Source organism: Pseudoalteromonas sp. SMS1, assembly GCF_021530565.1.
Taxonomy (GTDB): Bacteria; Pseudomonadota; Gammaproteobacteria; order Enterobacterales; family Alteromonadaceae; genus Pseudoalteromonas.
This window is the reverse complement of record NZ_JAKGBI010000017.1, coordinates 119,039-135,559: the sequence shown is the minus strand read 5'-3', so window position 1 is coordinate 135,559 and position 16,521 is coordinate 119,039. Positions and strand designations below refer to the sequence as shown.

The following is a 16,521-nucleotide window of genomic DNA, read 5'->3' as shown; positions in this document are numbered from 1 at the left end:
GGCAGCGAACCTAGCATATGCTAGATTACTTGATCTCAACTTCAGCACCAGCTTCTTCAAGATCTTTCTTAAGTGCTTCAGCTTCTTCTTTAGAAACAGCTTCTTTGATTGGCGCAGGAGCAGACTCAACAAGAGCTTTTGCTTCTTTAAGGCCAAGACCAGTTGCACCACGTACAGCTTTGATAGCAGCAACTTTGTTACCGCCAGCGCCAGCTAGGATTACGTCGAACTCAGTCTTCTCTTCAGCAGCTTCAGCAGGACCAGCAGCAACAACAGCAGCAGCTGCAGTTACGCCGAATTTTTCTTCCATTGCTTCAACTAGTTCAACAACTTCCATTACTGACATTTCAGCAATCGCGTCAAGGATTTGGTCTTTAGTTACAGACATTTTAAGTTTCCTAATTAATCACGAACCCATGAGGTTCAAAAAAATTTATTGATGAAAGTGTAAAAGGTGCGATTAAGCAGCTTCTTCAGCTTTCTGAACACGTACAGCTTCAATTGTTTTAACCAATTTACCAGCTGACGCTTCTTTCATAGCGCTCATTAAGCGTGCAACAGCTTCGTCGTAAGTAGGTAGCTTAGCAAGCATATCTACGTCTACAACATTGCCTTCAAATGCAGCCGCTTTCAGTTCGAACAACTCGTTTTTCTTTGCGAAATCAGCAAAGATACGAGCAGCAGCACCTGGGTGCTCTGAAGAGAAAGCGATTAGGCTTGGGCCTACTAGCGATTCGTTAAGGCACTCATAATCAGTACCTTCAACAGCGCGTTTAGCAAGCGTGTTACGGACAACTTTCATCCATACGCCAGCTTCACGAGCTTCTTTACGAAGCGCAGTGATCGCATCTACTGTTACACCACGAGAATCTGCAACTACTGCAGATAGAGCACCTTTGGCAGCTTCGTTGACTTCAGCAACAATTGCTTTTTTGTCTTGAAGATTTAAAGCCATGGGTGTTACTCCTGGTTGATAGGGAACATGTCCCTAGTTCTACTTTACTCAAAGCCAAGTGACCTTGAGCTGCTTTTTACGGCGAGAACCAGAAGATTAGGAAAATCTAGCTGGGATTCACACCGTCTACGTAGGAAGATTAAGTAACAAAGTTACACCTACGGTCTTGGACGGAAACGCAATTTATCGATTTTATTGTAGACCAAATTTGATAAACAACAGTTCGAAATTATGCGCTTCAACCCGAATTCTTTGCTTCGTTGGAAGTGACTTCTCAACGAAATGGCGCAAAATTATAGTCTAATTTTTACGCCATGTAAACGCTAAAATCTAAATTACGCTACTTGCGTGTTTAGAGTAGCTTGGTCTACAGCAACACCCGCGCCCATCGTCGTTGAGATGCTTACTTTCTTCAAGTAAGTACCTTTCGCTTGAGAAGGCTTAGCTTTCTTAAGCGCAACGATAAGTGCTTCAAGGTTTTCTTGAAGCTGGTTAGCGTCAAAGTCAACCTTACCGATTGTCGTGTGGATGATACCGTTCTTGTCGTTACGGTAACGAACCTGACCAGCTTTCGCGTTTTTAACTGCTTCTGCAACGTTAGGTGTTACAGTACCAGTTTTAGGGTTAGGCATAAGACCACGTGGACCTAGGATTTGACCTAGTTGACCAACAACGCGCATTGCATCCGGAGAAGCAACAACAACGTCAAAGTTCATTTCGCCTTTCTTAACCTGCTCAGCAAGCTCTTCCATACCTACTAAGTCAGCACCTGCTTCTTTAGCAGCGTCAGCGTTAGCACCTTGAGTGAACACTGCAACGCGAACTTCACGACCAGTACCGTGAGGTAGTACAGTTGCACCACGTACGTTTTGGTCTGATTTACGAGCATCGATGCCAAGGTTTACAGCAACGTCTACACTTTCAACAAACTTAGCAGTAGCTAGTTCTTTAAGAAGAGCAACAGCTTCGTTGATGTCGTATTCTTTAGTTACTTCCACTTTTTCGCGGATAGTACGCATACGTTTAGTTAATTTAGCCATTCTCAATTACCCCTCTACGTTCAAGCCCATTGCACGTGCAGAACCTGCAATCGTGCGTACAGCTGCGTCCATATCAGCAGCAGTAAGATCTGGACGTTTTGTCTCAACAATCTCTTCTAGTTGAGCACGTGTTACAGTACCCACTTTTTCAGTGTTAGGACGGCCAGAACCAGACTTGATACCAGCAGCTTTCTTAAGCAAGTAAGAAGCTGGCGGAGTTTTCATGTCGAAAGTGAATGAACGGTCGTTGTAAACAGAAATGATTACAGGAACTGGTGCACCTTTTTCGATAGACTCTGTACGTGCGTTGAACGCTTTACAGAATTCCATGATGTTTACACCGTGTTGACCTAGTGCAGGACCTACTGGAGGACTAGGGTTAGCCATACCAGCAGCAACTTGTAGCTTGATTAGAGCTTCAACTTTTTTAGCCATGTTAAATAACCTCGTTAGATGGGTCTTAGCCTTGTGCGCGCGAGGACGCGTACTCAAACGGCTTCCCGATTAAAAAATTCTTACTTTTCTCGGCAGTATTTCACTACCTACAAAAAGGCCGCTGATTATAGTTTAATCAGCGGCCTTTTTCAATTATTTTTTGCAATAGTATAAAAATACTGCAAATTAAGTATCTTGCTCGACCTGACCGAACTCAAGATCAACTGGTGTTGAACGACCAAATATAAGTACAGATACTTTTAAGCGACTCTTTTCGTAGTCCACTTCTTCAACAACACCGTTGAAATCTGCGAATGGACCATCAATAACACGAACCACTTCACCCGGCTCAAACAACGTTGCTGGCTTAGGCGCTTCAGCATTCTCTTGTAGACGGTTAAGAATACGATCAGCTTCACGCTGACTGATAGGTGCAGGACGATCAGAAGTACCGCCAACAAAGCCCATAACACGTGGTGTACTATTCACCAAGTGCCAAGTTGCATCGTTCATCACCATTTGAACAAGCACATAGCCTGGGAAGAATTTACGCTCAGATTTGCGCTTTTGACCAGCGCGCATCTCTACAACTTCTTCTGTAGGTACTAGTACTTCACCGAAGTCTTCTTCTAAGCCTTCAATTTTAATATGCTCGATAATAGTTTGAGCAACGCGCTTTTCAAAACCAGAAAACGCTTGAATTACGTACCAACGTAATTTCTTTTCTTTGTTCTCATCCGACATGGGATCAGATCTCCAATCCAGTTAAAAAGCCAACAGCACGGAATAGCAAGCCATCTAATCCCCAAAGGATAAGTGCCATCACTACTGTTGCTGCCATCACGATAATTGTAGTATGCGTTGCTTCTTGACGCGTAGGCCAGACAACTTTACGGACCTCAATACGAGATTCTTTTGCAAAAGCAATAAAAGTACGTCCTTTTTCGGTTGTTGCGGCAATGCCTAAAGCAGCACCAACTGCAACCACAACGCCTATAGCGCGTACCAATGCAGACATATCTGCATACATGTAGTTACCAACTACTGCGCCAGTGAGTAGTACAACTGCAACTAGCCATTTTACCGTGTCCATCGAGCTAGACGGGTTTTCAACATTAGTGCTCATAATTGTTTTACCTTAAATACAGACACAACAACCCTGTCACTGACAGGGTTAATCCATTAAATCCAAATTTATAAATAAGCGACAAGAAAACACATTATTTTAGATTTGGACTAAAAAATTTGAGTGGCAGGGGCGGCAGGACTCGAACCCGCAACCATCGGTTTTGGAGACCGCTGTTCTACCAATTGGAACTACGCCCCTGCAAAGTGGATGCCCATTATACTGACGAACAAACTGAAAACAAGTGTAAAAGTTATACATCGCATTATTTTCCCAGCTTTTGTCATTGCAAGTGAAATAGACAACCCCTATAACGCCAGCTATTTCTTATTTTGTTCGCTAAATTATAACCGCATAACAAGTGTTTATTATTGCAACAAAGACCCAGGAAGGTACACTTTGTATCATGAGAAACACCCAAAGTTGAAGGACATGTATATGCACAAATAAACAGCTACTTATGCCGTTGAGTGCAAATTCGCACCCTCCACATCATAATATTAAACTTCTATGTTGGGCCCAGATACTAAACTTCAAGGTGTCTCAAGAAATATTAACCTGTATTGCCAATGCGCAACTTTTGGAATAGATAATAACAATCAATGGAATTTGAATGATGATGAAGAAATATATTATAGCAGCCAGCGCCCTCGTGATTTTAGGCTGTGAAAGTAAAGATTCTGATAAAGTGGAAGCGCTATCGACGACCTCTTTATCAGAACAAGACTTTCTGCTTACGCAATTTTTAAGCAATCAACACACACCTCACATAAAAACGGCACTGGATGGCACAGTGACACTCTCTGACGAAGATGGGAAGTTAGTCAAGTTAACGGGCAATGATAGCTTACAGCTTGTTGCGGCCAGTGGTGAGCGCTATCCTTTTTCAAACAAGCCCACTACAAACTTAGGTGCCACTCCTCAGCATTGCTGCGCAATCTCCACTGAATTACCTGACGATTTACCATCTGAGCCAAATTTTGAAATCACACTATCTAGAAATGATTCTGCAACTTCATTTGGTACGTTGACGCTGCCAAAATTTGTCGAGTTTATTTATCCCAGTAACGAGCAAGACATTAAAGCGATAACATTAAACAGCAACCAGTTAACCTTTAGCTGGCAGCCAGAAACGGATGAACATTTACAGTCTGTCAGGCTCTCTCTCCTAGCGTCAGAGCAAAATATACCTTGCCCCGCAAACAGGTATCAGCGCTGGGTTAAGCCTTCACAAGATAATGAGCAACAACCAGCGGATAAGCTGTATTCCGAACTCAATTATCAGCTCACGATTAATTTGGCACCACTTTTTGAATGTGAGAAGCCGTGGCGAGTACAGGTCGCTTTTGACTATTATAATGGCCAATCGGCTCAACAGCTTTTTGACTTCAGCAAACCTGACTAATGATATCTAGAGAGGGAGTCGCGCTCGCCACTCCCCTTGATGCGCTCATGACTTTGCTATGATTGCCTTTACATCGGTAAGGAGGCTCGAAGCACCAAAGCGAAAGTTATCTGCATTGATCCAATCAGATCCCATTAATTGGGCAGCGTACTCCAAATAGGGTAACGCTTCGGATACAGTTTTCACGCCCCCGGCAGCTTTAAAGCCTACAGGTTTATTATTAATTTTAATTCGTGACAACATTACTTGAGTCGCCGCAAGCGTGGCATTCACAGTGACTTTACCCGTGCTGGTTTTAATAAAGTCAGCGCCAGCTAAAATTGCGATATCACTCGCCTGTGCAATCAACTCATCAGAGCCTAACATGCCGCTTTCAATAATCACTTTTAACTTTGCATGTTGACCGCACACATCTTTGCTCGAACGAACATATTGCCAAGGTGTATCTGGGTCGCCCGCCATAACTTGGTTGTACGGCATCACTAAGTCGATTTCATCCGCCCCATCAGCAATCGCTTGGCGCGTTTGTGCTAGTACCTTTTCCAACGGTTCCTTGCCAGATGGAAAGTTAGTGACAGTGGCAACTTTAACGTGATTAAAGCCTCGTTCGACAAGGCTGGCCTTACATAACGCGACAAACTGTGGGTATACGCAGACAGCAGCAGGCAATCCTAATGCCGCGTCTATTTCATCTAACATTGCCATGATACTTTCTTCGTTATCATGGTCATTCAATGACGTCAGATCCATTAACCCGAGTACACGCCTTGCTTCATTGGGCAAATTGACTTCAGTTGAGCTCATTCAATCTCCTTAACGCGCCAACTCTCTCAGAACAAAGTGTCTTGGTGCGTTCAAATTTCCTGTGTAGTTACACTGCCAGTAGAATGGATCCGACGCCTACCCTACAGGACAATTATCCGCTTACTGCACTCTTTGAACGCAACGATACTGACGTGTGTGTGGAATCCAATTCAATTATATCTCATAACCAATTGCTATAAGTTGCTAATATGGGGGCATATTCCGCTCTATCCCTTGAAATATAAGCCTTAAACCAAAATTAAAGTCGGCATATAACTTTTTGTTATATATTTTGGGTTAATATTATTTTTTTGTCTGTATTGTGCAAGATATTCTGCCAAACAACAAAGCCACATACATTGGCTTGAATCAAGGTTATGCATTAGGGGCAAAGGTTGTGCAATACTTACCAATATTTACAAAGTTAGACGACAAACCAGTACTGGTTGTAGGTGGTGGCGATGTCGCACTGAGAAAGTGCCAAGCGTTTTTGAAAGCGCGCGCGCATGTCACTGTCGTCGCCCCCGAATTTTGCGATGAGCTTGTGTCATTAGCACAAGAAGGTAAGCTTAGTCTGATCAAAGAGTATTTTGAAACTCATCACGTACTCGGCATGATGCTTATTATTGCAGCAACAGACAATGAAGCCGTTAATAAATCCGTCTTCGATGCTGCAAATAACCAAAATATATTTGTCAATGTGGTCGATGACCAACCAAAATGTGGGTTTATCTTCCCCTCAATTGTAGACAGAGACCCCATTACAATTGCCATCTCAAGTGCAGGAAGTGCACCGGTATTGGCACGCCGCATTCGTGAAAAATTAGAAACCTTGATCCCGCATCATACCGGCGCACTAGCAAGGTTAGCAGGTAACTTCAGATCACACGTAAAAGCACGTTTTAAAAGTTTCTCTGAACGTCGTCAATTTTGGGAACGCGTATTCGATTCCAGCGTTGTGAGTAAAGTCCAAGTCGGCGATCAACTGGGTGCTGAGCAGCAAATGCATGACATGCTGGTAGAAGAGACGCAACCAGAAGGTGAAGTATATATCGTTGGTGCAGGTCCTGGTGATCCAGAATTACTGACAATCAAAGCCCTGCAATTAATGCAGCAAGCAGATGTCGTGGTTTATGACTACTTAGTGTCGGATGAAATTATGGAGCTTGTAAGGCGTGACGCCGACCTTGTGTGTGTAGGTAAAAAAGCAGGCCATCACAGTGTAAAACAAGAAGACACCAATCAAATGTTGGTGGATTTTGCCAAACAGGGCAAAAAAGTTTGCCGCATTAAAGGCGGTGACCCATTTATTTATGGCCGCGGTGGAGAAGAAGTTCAAATACTGGCAAACCATGATGTGAAATATCAAATTGTGCCAGGTATCACAGCCGCAGCAGGCTGTAGTGCTTATGCTGGTATACCGTTAACCCACAGAGATCATGCGCAGGCAATTCAATTTGTTACTGGCCACTGTAAAAAAGAAGGCCAAGAGCTTGATTGGCGAGGCCTCGCGCAATCAAATCAGACACTTGCGATTTATATGGGTGTCATCAAATCACCACATATTCAAGCAAAGTTGCTTGAACATGGCAGGGCGCCAGAAACGCCAATCGCAATAGTTGAAAATGGCACTCGAAAATCACAACGAGTCGTCAGAGGAACACTCAGTGAACTCGCAACAAAGATTGAGCAACATCAAATCAAATCTCCAGCACTATTGATTATTGGAGAAGTTGCGGCACTGCATGAAGAACTAGCATGGTTTGGGCAAACAGAGCAAGTCAGTAGCTTCGCTCAGCCAATAACCAAAGTAGCTTAACCGTTTTAATTTAATTAATAGTAGGACGACGAACAATGGCTTTAACCCACCTTCAGCAACTTGAAGCTGAAAGTATAAAGATTATTCGCGAAGTCGCTGCAGAGTTTGACAATCCAGTGATGCTTTACTCAATTGGTAAAGACTCTTCAGTGTTATTGCATTTGGCACGTAAGGCATTTTACCCTGCGAAAATTCCTTTTCCACTACTGCACGTAGATACGGATTGGAAATTCCGTGAGATGATCGAATTCCGCGACCGCCTCGCGAAAGAATATAATTTTGATCTAATTGTACATAAGAACCCTGAAGGCATTGCCATGGGTGTCGGCCCGTTCTCACACGGTTCAGCAAAACACACCGACATTATGAAAACACAAGGCCTAAAGCAGGCATTGGACAAATATGGTTTTGATGCTGCATTCGGTGGCGCACGTCGTGACGAAGAGAAGTCTCGTGCGAAAGAGCGTGTGTATTCTTTCCGTGATAAACATCATCGTTGGGATCCAAAAAACCAGCGCCCAGAACTTTGGAACACATATAACAGCCAAGTAAACCCTGGCGAAAGTATCCGTGTATTCCCACTTTCAAACTGGACTGAGCTGGATATCTGGCAATACATCTACCAAGAAAACATTGAGATTGTGCCTCTTTACTTATCAGAAAAACGTCCAGTGGTTGAACGTGATGGCACTTTAATCATGGTAGACGATGAACGTATGCCACTTAAAGAAGGTGAAGTACCAGAAATGAAGTCTGTCCGTTTCCGTACTCTGGGCTGCTACCCACTTACGGGAGCTGTTGAGTCAGAAGCAAATACGTTAACAGGCATCATTGAAGAAATGTTGCTATCCACATCATCAGAGCGTGAAGGTCGTGTGATTGATCACGATTCAGCCGGTTCGATGGAGAAGAAAAAACGCGAGGGGTATTTCTAATGTCTACAGCAAATGAAGTAAGAGAATTAGGTATCGAAGCGTATCTATCTCGCCAGCAAGATAAAAGCCTATTGCGCATGATGACATGTGGCAGTGTTGATGACGGTAAATCAACGTTAATTGGACGCCTACTACACGATAGTCACCAAATTTACGAAGATCAGTTAGCAGCACTTCACAAAGACAACGAAAAAGTAGGTAATGCCGGCGAAGAGCTAGACCTTGCATTATTGGTAGATGGTTTACAAGCCGAACGTGAGCAAGGCATTACGATTGATGTAGCATATCGCTACTTTTCAACGGCTAAGCGTAAGTTCATCATCGCAGACACACCTGGACACGAACAGTACACACGTAACATGGTGACAGGTGCGTCGACCAGTGATCTGGCAATTATCCTCGTAGATGCGCGCTATGGTGTGCAAATCCAAACTAAGCGCCATAGCTTTATTTGTGACTCATTGGGCATCAAACAGTTCGTTGTTGCTATTAACAAAATGGACATCGTCGATTTTGATGAAGCCGTATTCGAAAAGATCAAAGCTGACTATTTGCAGTTTGCAGAGCAACTCAATGTGTCTGATATCAAGTTTGTGCCGATGTCTGCCCTTAAAGGGGATAATGTTGTTACACGCTCTGAGCATACACCGTATTACACTGATAAGCCGTTGCTTGAGCTATTAGAAGATTCACCAGCCGCGGAAGCAAATCATAGCTTCGAAGCCCGTTTCCCTGTTCAGTATGTGGTACGTCCAAATCTGGACTTCCGAGGTTTCCAAGGGACACTGACTTCTGGTTCACTAAGTGCTGGTCAAGCAATTAAAGTGCTGCCATCTGGCAAATCTTCAACGATCAAAGAGCTTGTCACTTTTGATGGCAACCTTGAACAAGCACAAACAGGTCAAGCATTTACAATTACATTGGCCGACGAAATTGATGTAAGCCGTGGTGATGTCATTGTTCCTGCGGAGTCAACGGCAGCGGTGACCAACCTTATTCAAGCAAAGTTAGTTTGGATGCATGAAGAACCGCTCGTTGTAGGTAAAAACTATAACTTCAAGTTAGGTAGTAAAAATACATCAGCCATTGTACGTAATATCGATCATACCATTGATGTTAATACCCTCGAAAAAGGTCAAGCAGAACAATTGCAGCTTAACGAAATTGCCATCGTGACACTTGAACTGACTGAGAGCATTGTTGCTGATATCTATCGAAATAACCACGAAACAGGTTCATTTATCCTCGTTGACCGTATCAGTAATCTGACTATTGGTGCCGGTATGATTGAAGCGTTACTGGCTGAAGAAACTGCTAAGCCAAGTGAGTTCAGCGCGTTTGAAGTTGAATTCAATGCTTTGGTACGCAAGCACTTCCCACACTGGCAAGCGCTTGATATCAGCCAATTGAAGTAATCGTACTAATGCCTGTTATTGGAGAAAAACGTGCTCGTTGATCAAATCATCTTAACAGGCATTATGCTCACGCTCATCGTGTGCTTATTCGGCACACGACTCAACCCTGCTTGGTTATTTGTCAGCGCAATTGGCATTAGCTATTTAACTGGCTTAATTGAGCTGGAATCTATGTTGGTTAATTACGCCAACCCGTCTTTAATCACGCTAGTGCTGCTGATATTAGTTTCCATCGCCATAGAAAAAACCACTTTGGTGCAGAAGCTTGCAAGCACATTGGCAAGTGGCAGCTTGTCCAAGTCTGTCATGAAACTCGGGCTATCAACCGCTTTTCTGTCGTCGTTTACCAACAACACTGCCGTAGTTGCCTCTTTGATTAGTACGATTAAAGAAAGTCAAACGCACTCACCATCTAAACTGCTATTGCCCTTGTCTTACACCGCAATATTGGGCGGGACACTGACCCTCATCGGCACCTCAACGAATTTGATTGTCAATGGCTTTGCTGTCGATGCAGGTATGGCACCTTTAGGCTTTTTTGACTTCACTCTGGTCGGGATTGGCGCACTTGTAGTGGGACTCTTAACGATTTTACTTCTGCTAAAGTTTTTACCAGATCACGGTACTGAAAGTGAGGAAGTGGTGCCGTTTTACCTAGAAGGCAAAGTTGCACTGGGCTCTAAACTCATTGGCCGCACTGTGGAAGAAAATGGTCTAAGAGATTTGAAAGATCTTTTTTTAGCAGAGATTATCCGTGGAGAGCGTCGTATCTGTGCCGTAACTCCACAACAAGAAATTCGCCAAGGCGATGTACTTTTGTTTGTCGGAGACATCAAATCAGTCCCTTTGCTAAGACAGTTTAATGGTCTACAAATCGTACATGATAAGCATGAAAAAGATGCTGAACATTTGGTTGAGGTGGTCGTCAGCCAATCATCAAAGTTCATCGGTAAAACTATTAAAGAAATTCGCTTTAGAGAACAATTTCACGCTGCGGTAATTGCCATTCGCCGTGGCCATGACCGGCTGCAAGGTGGACTCGGACAAGTGAAACTACAAGCTGGTGATTCTCTGATCCTTGCCCCTGGTAGCGATTTTTACGCGCTCCCTGATTTGAAGCGTGAGTTTGTCTACATTTCTGGTTTAGACTTGCAAACCCATTTAACACAAAAGCAATCAAACCACGTACTGCTGGGATTTGCTGCGGTTATTGGCCTAGGCATATTTGACATAATCCCTTTGGTCAAAGGCCTCATGGTCTTACTTTTAGCATTAGTGGCTTTAGGCACCATTAAAGTCAATGAAATGAAACGCCGCTTTCCAATTGAATTACTTGCCATTGTAGGCAGTGCAATTGGCCTCGCTAAATTAATGATAGATACAGGGCTTGCGAGCAAAATTTCCGACGCCTTATTTCTTTTACTCGGCGACTTCGGGCCCTATGGTGCTTTTATTGCTATCTTTGTAATGACAGTCGTATTCACAGAACTTGTCACCAACAATGCCGCAGCAGCGTTGTCATTTCCTGTTGCTTATGCACTGTCTGTTGGTTTTGGTGTCGACCCACTTCCTTTTATTATGGCAGTCGCCTTTGGCGCGTCGGCCAGCTTTATTTCACCCTTTGGTTATCAGACAAACTTGATGGTCTATAGTGCAGGAAACTACCGGATCCGCGACTATGTAACAGTCGGAGTACCTTTATCTATCATCTATTCCATCACCGTTTTAACCTTGATCCCATTGGTCTTTCCCTTTTAATGGATAGCTTCATGGATAACAACATTGTTTGGCATAATTACGCCGTAGAAAAAACACACCGTGGTGAACTCAAAGGCCACAAACCGGTCATTTTATGGTTCACTGGCTTTTCCGGTTCAGGAAAAAGTACCGTCGCAAACGCACTAGAAAGTGCGTTACATCAAAATGGTGTACATACATATTTGCTGGATGGTGATAATGTAAGACATGGCCTGTGCAAAGATCTTGGCTTCAGCGATGCTGACCGCGTAGAAAATATTCGCCGAGTAGGTGAACTCAGTAAGCTGATGGTAGATGCTGGGCTGGTTGTACTCACAGCGTTTATTTCGCCATTTCAAGCTGAACGAGATATGGTTCGAAACCTTGTCGAAGATGGTGAATTTATTGAGGTTTTTCTGGATACGCCTCTCGAAGTTTGTGAGCAAAGAGACCCTAAGGGCCTATACAAAAAAGCACGTGCTGGAGAAATTAAAAACTTCACTGGCATCGACTCAGACTATCAGCCGCCAGTGGCGCCGGAAATCAGGTTAAATACTGGAGAAAACACGTTAGCCGAGTCTGTGCAGCAACTTATAGATTATTTAAAAGATAAAAACATCATCAAGTAACAAGGAATACCCATGAATGATACAGATCTGCTAGAAGAACTTGTTGAGCTTGCCCGCCTCGCAGGCGATGAAATCATGCAAATTTATGCTAAAGATTTCGCAGTCGACTACAAAAGTGATGATAGCCCAGTTACAGATGCGGATCTTGCTGCAAACCGTGTCATCACCGCAGGTCTGAAACGCCTCACACCAGAGATCCCCATTCTAAGTGAAGAAAGTGCGGATATTAGCTGGCAAGAACGACAAAACTGGCAACGCTATTGGCTTGTCGATCCAATCGATGGCACCAAAGAGTTCATCAAGAAAAATGGCGAATTCACGGTTAATATCGCGTTGATAGAGCATGGCAATCCTACCATGGGTGTCGTTTATGCCCCAGCACTTAAAACATGCTACTTGGCTGCAAAAAGCATTGGCGCTTTCAGAGAATGTGATGAAGCGCGCATCGAGCTCAAAGTCACGCGTAAAAGCCAGCAAGGAAAAATCAAAGTAGTTGGCTCTCGCTCTCATCCCTCGCCTGAGTTGGCAGATTATTTAGCACAATTCGACGATGTTGAAATGGTGCCTAAGGGCAGCTCGCTTAAATTATGCTTGGTAGCTGAAGGTACAGCAGATGTATACCCAAGACTTGGTCCAACTAGCGAATGGGACACCGGTGCAGGTCATGCGGTCGCCGAAATAGCGGGGGCAACCGTAACCCAATCCGACGGCTCCGCACTAAAATACAATCAAAAAGAATCTTACTTAAATCCGTATTTTATTGTCTCACGACTGGATAACTAACTCTTTTTCGCATCGTGTCACGCTAGCGCACGATGCGGCCTCTTTAGCGCCACCTTTTACAACCCTAGTGCTAGGATTTTTGTCCACTTACTTATACTATAGCGCTTCAAGTCGACATGCGATAACACGCAGCACCCACGACGGTTATTCATGTTCACAACGCGATGATTAAATTGGAAAGTAATATGGACTTTAAACTGCTCACTTGGGCCGCTTTGCTTGTTTTACCCGTACAACACGCCGTTGCAAAAAAAGTGTCCTCGGATGAAATTGAAGCGCTCAATCAATGTATTCTCAGCCAAGCTATGTCAGGCGATGAAAACAGAACAATGAAAGAAGTTCGCCAGTATTGTGAACACCAACTTGGCAGACTGAGCCAACTGGATAAACGCATGGCCAGAGAACGGGTTACAGAAGAAAACCGGAATGTGCTGACGCCACATCATCGTAACTATATTTTGCCAGTTTCCTATATTAAGAACCCTAACAATCGCCCTTTTGACCGTTTTATGGAAAAAGGCGATCAACAAGGCGAGCCGCTTGATAACATCGAGGCAAAATATCAAATATCTTTGAAGCTACCGCTATATCATGATTTTGAGGATAAAGATCAAGCCATCTATATGGGTGTCACCCTGCAATCATACTGGCAGGTTTACAACAAAGACATTTCTTCACCATTTCGCGAAACCAATTACGAGCCGGAAATATTCTGGATCAACTTTCTAGATGATGAAAATGTGCTTTGGGGCGATGAGATGGCATTTGTATTGGGGATCTCTCACCAATCCAATGGTCGCAGCCAACCCAACTCTCGCTCATGGAACCGCATCTACGCCAATTTTATTTGGGAGTATGATGGTTTTGTATTTAGCTTTAAGCCCTGGTATCGACTCCCTGAAGATGATAAGCCAGAACCTAATTCAGCGAAAGGTGACGACAACCCAGATATTCACAAATACATGGGGTATTTCGAATTAAGTGGTGCTTACAGATTTAACAATGACCATGAAGTTGGCATGATGCTGCGAAACAATGCTGGCGGTGATAACCGCGGAGCAGTGCAGCTAGACTGGTCTTTCCCGATCACTGGCCGCGTTCGTGGCTACGCACAGTATTTTAATGGTTATGGTGAAAGTTTAATCGACTATGATGCACATATTCAGCGATTAGGGATTGGGATTGCGATTACCGATTTACTCTAATGAACTGTGCGACCAAGTCTGTGACTTGGTCGCACATTGACTTACTTACCGATAATCACAAACTCACCGCAGAATTTGGCTACCAGAACGTCACCATCAAATATATTCACAGGCACGGTATACCTTGCTTTACCCTCAGAGGACAATGCGCTCAGTTCACCCTCACACTCTGACAATGTCACTGTTGCACCTGGCGCAGTTGTTAACGGTTTGAGGTATTTTATATTCGCATCCGCCAATACAATATCCCCTTCTAGGTTATGCTCTTTTAATGCAAGGTAAGTGGCCCCCCACCCCGTCAACGTTGCCATACTGTAGACAGATCCTGCAAACATCGAGTTATGTAGGTTTAGATTCGCTTTTAAATCTGCCTTAGTTGCAAATTGCCAATCTGTGTAGCTTTCGACTTTAATTCCCATGGCATCGCTGATTGGTATCGACTCACGCCAAGTATCTTGCAAAACTTGAGTCCAGTCAGGGTGACGGAACCAACCGGGTGCCGATGGCTTTTGCTTTACCATTTTCCAGTGTTGCACATCACCATAGGCAAGGTGTGCTTTTTCCATTACCTTGTAGCCATGACGCTCATAGAATGCCAAAGCACGCTCACGCGCAAACAGCACCAACTCTTGTGCATCTTGCGTCCAGGCGACCTTTTCCAGCTCATGCAAAAGACGGCTACCCAGATGCTGACCACGATGCGATTCATCAACCGCCATGTAGCGTACTTGCGCCTGTTCATGATTATTAAAATGCAACCTTGCAACAGCAAGGACGTCGCCCTCGTTATTTTTGATATAACGATGCTCTGACTCTTGCTCTAAGTCATCTTGCTCAGATCCCCGAGGTTGATGCCAAGGTGCACGAAGCACTTGCCAACGCAATTGATAGTAATCCTGCCAATCCTGACTACTTTGAGGTGAGGTTACTGGAAACATATTTACTCCTTTTTGAGCACACCTGCATGAGTGCCAATTTTTGTGTTCTACCTTACAAGAAAAATACTGAACAGGAAATGCTCAAGGTTAAATCCTCGACTAATTGTGTAAAATCATCTAAACACAGTGGAATTACCCCAATCCTTAGCTATGCTGATGTTACTATGCAGGAATTTTTAACTGAATCAGGAACCGTCAGCAGCGACTTTGTAACCCAAAGCCACCAGCTTGGTCACTTGTTATATTGGCATAAGCATGGAAAAACGAGCATACAAGTTAGACAAGAAAAAACGCTCCGTTGGCTACTAATAAACAACACGTTACAATCTATCGTTGAACTGAACCACCCAGAACACTTGCTATTTCCTCACTTGCAAGTGCTAGACAGCTTATGGCAAAAATACCCGCCACCACAACGTGTTTTGGAGCTGGGGCTAGGGGCTGGTGCGATTCGTGATTACTTACATAGTGTACATCAAGATTGTCAGGTCATTTCTGTAGACAATAACCCCGATATTATTCATTGCTACAAACGCTACTTTGGTGGTGATCACATCAGCGAAGTCAATTGCAACGACGCCTATAAAGTATTGGAACTAGACGGGACCGCGCCATTTAATTGGATTATTTTAGATTTATTCAGTGAGTTGGATGCGCCACGTTTTCTTTATCAGCATAAATTTTATACCTTGCTACGTAATACACTTACGGAGCAAGGCGTGCTATTCATAAACTTTATTGCTGAACACGAATCTCAGCTTAAACAGTTAGAACACCTGCTCATTATTAATTTTGGAAAGAAACCACACATTCATCATGTGCCTGGCTATGCAAACTACATTATTGTGATTGAACGCTAGACAGCTAAATTAAACGTAACGGGTCCATCGTTGCACAGGCTAACTTGCATATCGGCACCAAACTCTCCCGTTGCCACAGTTATCCCCTTTTCTTTTGCTTGCGCCACAAAGTACTCATATAAAGACAATGCTTGCTGTGGTGTACCTGCACAAGAGAAGCTGGGTCTCATCCCCTTTTTCGTATCTGCGGCCAAAGTAAATTGAGACACCACTAACAGCTCGCCATGAATGTCCTTTAGGCTTAAATTCATTTTGCCTACATCGTCAGTAAAAATACGATAATTACTGACTTTGTGTAATAGTTTATCGGCATGGCTCTCGTCATCTAACTTTTCTACGCCAAGTAGCAATAGAATACCCTGTTGGATCTCTCCGACAACTTTGCCACCCACTTCCACTTTTGCGAATTTTACTCGTTGAATGAGCCCCTGCACA

The 16,521-nt window shown here is 43.7% G+C and carries 18 protein-coding genes and 1 tRNA gene; 9 read left to right on the top strand and 10 right to left on the bottom strand.

The window, feature by feature from the left end; genetic code table 11:
- Window positions 1-25 precede the first annotated feature (25 nt).
- The 7 genes from rplL to L1286_RS17725 all read right to left on the bottom strand — a co-directional run bounded on the left by rplL (window position 26) and on the right by L1286_RS17725 (window position 3,757).
- Entirely contained in the window at window positions 26-388 is a 363-nt protein-coding gene (rplL, locus tag L1286_RS17755) for a 50S ribosomal protein L7/L12 (protein WP_023400585.1), read from the bottom strand.
- A gap of 72 nt (window positions 389-460) precedes the next feature.
- Window positions 461-955, bottom strand: a complete 495-nt coding sequence (gene rplJ, locus L1286_RS17750) for a 50S ribosomal protein L10 (RefSeq protein ID WP_023400586.1) — start codon at window positions 953-955, stop codon at window positions 461-463.
- 335 nt (window positions 956-1,290) lie between these two features.
- Window positions 1,291-1,995, bottom strand: a complete 705-nt coding sequence (gene rplA, locus L1286_RS17745) for a 50S ribosomal protein L1 (protein WP_235408372.1) — start codon at window positions 1,993-1,995, stop codon at window positions 1,291-1,293.
- A 6-nt stretch (window positions 1,996-2,001) separates the two neighbouring features.
- A complete protein-coding gene (gene rplK / locus L1286_RS17740) occupies window positions 2,002-2,430 on the bottom strand; it encodes a 50S ribosomal protein L11 (RefSeq protein WP_010387320.1) in 429 nt (142 codons plus the stop codon).
- A gap of 186 nt (window positions 2,431-2,616) precedes the next feature.
- Window positions 2,617-3,174 (bottom strand): transcription termination/antitermination protein NusG, encoded by a 558-nt coding sequence (gene nusG, locus L1286_RS17735; protein ID WP_023400588.1) that lies wholly within the window; start codon window positions 3,172-3,174, stop codon window positions 2,617-2,619.
- A gap of 4 nt (window positions 3,175-3,178) precedes the next feature.
- Window positions 3,179-3,556 carry a preprotein translocase subunit SecE gene (gene secE, locus L1286_RS17730; protein WP_235408371.1) on the bottom strand — a complete coding sequence of 126 codons (378 nt, stop codon included), beginning with the start codon at window positions 3,554-3,556 and terminating at the stop codon, window positions 3,179-3,181.
- A gap of 124 nt (window positions 3,557-3,680) precedes the next feature.
- A tRNA-Trp gene (locus tag L1286_RS17725) sits at window positions 3,681-3,757 on the bottom strand.
- Window positions 3,758-4,169: 412 nt separating this feature from the next.
- On the opposite strand from L1286_RS17725, the gene L1286_RS17720 reads away from it, so the two are divergent.
- On the top strand, window positions 4,170-4,961 hold the full coding sequence (locus L1286_RS17720; RefSeq protein ID WP_235408370.1) for a hypothetical protein: 792 nt from the start codon (window positions 4,170-4,172) through the stop codon (window positions 4,959-4,961).
- Between the two features lie 45 nt (window positions 4,962-5,006).
- Here the strand turns inward: L1286_RS17720 and deoC are convergent, their stop codons facing one another.
- Window positions 5,007-5,765, bottom strand: coding sequence for a deoxyribose-phosphate aldolase (deoC, locus tag L1286_RS17715; protein ID WP_235408369.1), 759 nt, complete (start codon window positions 5,763-5,765; stop codon window positions 5,007-5,009).
- A 397-nt stretch (window positions 5,766-6,162) separates the two neighbouring features.
- On the opposite strand from deoC, the gene cysG reads away from it, so the two are divergent.
- From cysG to L1286_RS17680, 7 genes are all read left to right on the top strand, one after another.
- A complete protein-coding gene (gene cysG, locus L1286_RS17710) occupies window positions 6,163-7,584 on the top strand; it encodes a siroheme synthase CysG (RefSeq protein WP_235408368.1) in 1,422 nt (473 codons plus the stop codon).
- Window positions 7,585-7,619: 35 nt separating this feature from the next.
- The gene (gene cysD / locus L1286_RS17705) at window positions 7,620-8,519 is read left to right on the top strand and encodes a sulfate adenylyltransferase subunit CysD (RefSeq protein ID WP_063358456.1); all 900 of its coding nucleotides are present in this window, start codon (window positions 7,620-7,622) and stop codon (window positions 8,517-8,519) included.
- Complete coding sequence (gene cysN / locus L1286_RS17700; RefSeq protein WP_235408367.1) at window positions 8,519-9,934, top strand: sulfate adenylyltransferase subunit CysN; 1,416 nt, start codon at window positions 8,519-8,521, stop codon at window positions 9,932-9,934. Before cysD ends, cysN begins: the two co-directional genes overlap by 1 nt.
- A gap of 63 nt (window positions 9,935-9,997) precedes the next feature.
- Window positions 9,998-11,692, top strand: a complete 1,695-nt coding sequence (locus tag L1286_RS17695; RefSeq protein WP_235408379.1) for an SLC13 family permease — start codon at window positions 9,998-10,000, stop codon at window positions 11,690-11,692.
- A gap of 11 nt (window positions 11,693-11,703) precedes the next feature.
- Entirely contained in the window at window positions 11,704-12,300 is a 597-nt protein-coding gene (cysC, locus tag L1286_RS17690) for an adenylyl-sulfate kinase (RefSeq protein WP_235408366.1), read from the top strand.
- A gap of 12 nt (window positions 12,301-12,312) precedes the next feature.
- Window positions 12,313-13,083 (top strand): 3'(2'),5'-bisphosphate nucleotidase CysQ, encoded by a 771-nt coding sequence (cysQ, locus tag L1286_RS17685; protein ID WP_235408365.1) that lies wholly within the window; start codon window positions 12,313-12,315, stop codon window positions 13,081-13,083.
- Between the two features lie 185 nt (window positions 13,084-13,268).
- Window positions 13,269-14,288: a phospholipase A gene (locus L1286_RS17680; protein WP_235408364.1), complete on the top strand. Its 1,020-nt coding sequence runs from the start codon at window positions 13,269-13,271 to the stop codon at window positions 14,286-14,288.
- A gap of 41 nt (window positions 14,289-14,329) precedes the next feature.
- Here L1286_RS17680 and L1286_RS17675 read toward each other — a convergent pair whose 3' ends face one another.
- Window positions 14,330-15,226, bottom strand: coding sequence for a bifunctional GNAT family N-acetyltransferase/hotdog fold thioesterase (locus L1286_RS17675; RefSeq protein WP_235408363.1), 897 nt, complete (start codon window positions 15,224-15,226; stop codon window positions 14,330-14,332).
- Between the two features lie 164 nt (window positions 15,227-15,390).
- Here L1286_RS17675 and L1286_RS17670 point away from each other — a divergent pair, with 164 nt between their 5' ends.
- A complete protein-coding gene (locus L1286_RS17670) occupies window positions 15,391-16,086 on the top strand; it encodes a spermidine synthase (protein WP_235408362.1) in 696 nt (231 codons plus the stop codon).
- Here L1286_RS17670 and dtd read toward each other — a convergent pair.
- A complete protein-coding gene (gene dtd, locus L1286_RS17665; RefSeq protein ID WP_235408361.1) occupies window positions 16,083-16,520 on the bottom strand; it encodes a D-aminoacyl-tRNA deacylase in 438 nt (145 codons plus the stop codon). The two genes, L1286_RS17670 and dtd, sit on opposite strands and share 4 nt — an antisense overlap.
- Window position 16,521 lies beyond the last annotated feature (1 nt).

Coding starts and splice junctions, on each gene's coding strand:
- deoC (WP_235408369.1), bottom strand. CDS start 5,765: ATGAGCTCAACTGAAGTCAATTTGCCCAATGAAGCAAGGCGTGTACTC.
- secE (WP_235408371.1), bottom strand. CDS start 3,556: ATGAGCACTAATGTTGAAAACCCGTCTAGCTCGATGGACACGGTAAAA.
- L1286_RS17675 (WP_235408363.1), bottom strand. CDS start 15,226: ATGTTTCCAGTAACCTCACCTCAAAGTAGTCAGGATTGGCAGGATTAC.
- nusG (WP_023400588.1), bottom strand. CDS start 3,174: ATGTCGGATGAGAACAAAGAAAAGAAATTACGTTGGTACGTAATTCAA.
- rplA (WP_235408372.1), bottom strand. CDS start 1,995: ATGGCTAAATTAACTAAACGTATGCGTACTATCCGCGAAAAAGTGGAA.
- cysC (WP_235408366.1), top strand. CDS start 11,704: ATGGATAACAACATTGTTTGGCATAATTACGCCGTAGAAAAAACACAC.
- rplK (WP_010387320.1), bottom strand. CDS start 2,430: ATGGCTAAAAAAGTTGAAGCTCTAATCAAGCTACAAGTTGCTGCTGGT.
- cysQ (WP_235408365.1), top strand. CDS start 12,313: ATGAATGATACAGATCTGCTAGAAGAACTTGTTGAGCTTGCCCGCCTC.
- L1286_RS17720 (WP_235408370.1), top strand. CDS start 4,170: ATGATGATGAAGAAATATATTATAGCAGCCAGCGCCCTCGTGATTTTA.
- L1286_RS17670 (WP_235408362.1), top strand. CDS start 15,391: ATGCAGGAATTTTTAACTGAATCAGGAACCGTCAGCAGCGACTTTGTA.
- L1286_RS17695 (WP_235408379.1), top strand. CDS start 9,998: ATGCTCACGCTCATCGTGTGCTTATTCGGCACACGACTCAACCCTGCT.
- rplL (WP_023400585.1), bottom strand. CDS start 388: ATGTCTGTAACTAAAGACCAAATCCTTGACGCGATTGCTGAAATGTCA.
- L1286_RS17680 (WP_235408364.1), top strand. CDS start 13,269: ATGGACTTTAAACTGCTCACTTGGGCCGCTTTGCTTGTTTTACCCGTA.
- rplJ (WP_023400586.1), bottom strand. CDS start 955: ATGGCTTTAAATCTTCAAGACAAAAAAGCAATTGTTGCTGAAGTCAAC.
- cysN (WP_235408367.1), top strand. CDS start 8,519: ATGTCTACAGCAAATGAAGTAAGAGAATTAGGTATCGAAGCGTATCTA.
- cysD (WP_063358456.1), top strand. CDS start 7,620: ATGGCTTTAACCCACCTTCAGCAACTTGAAGCTGAAAGTATAAAGATT.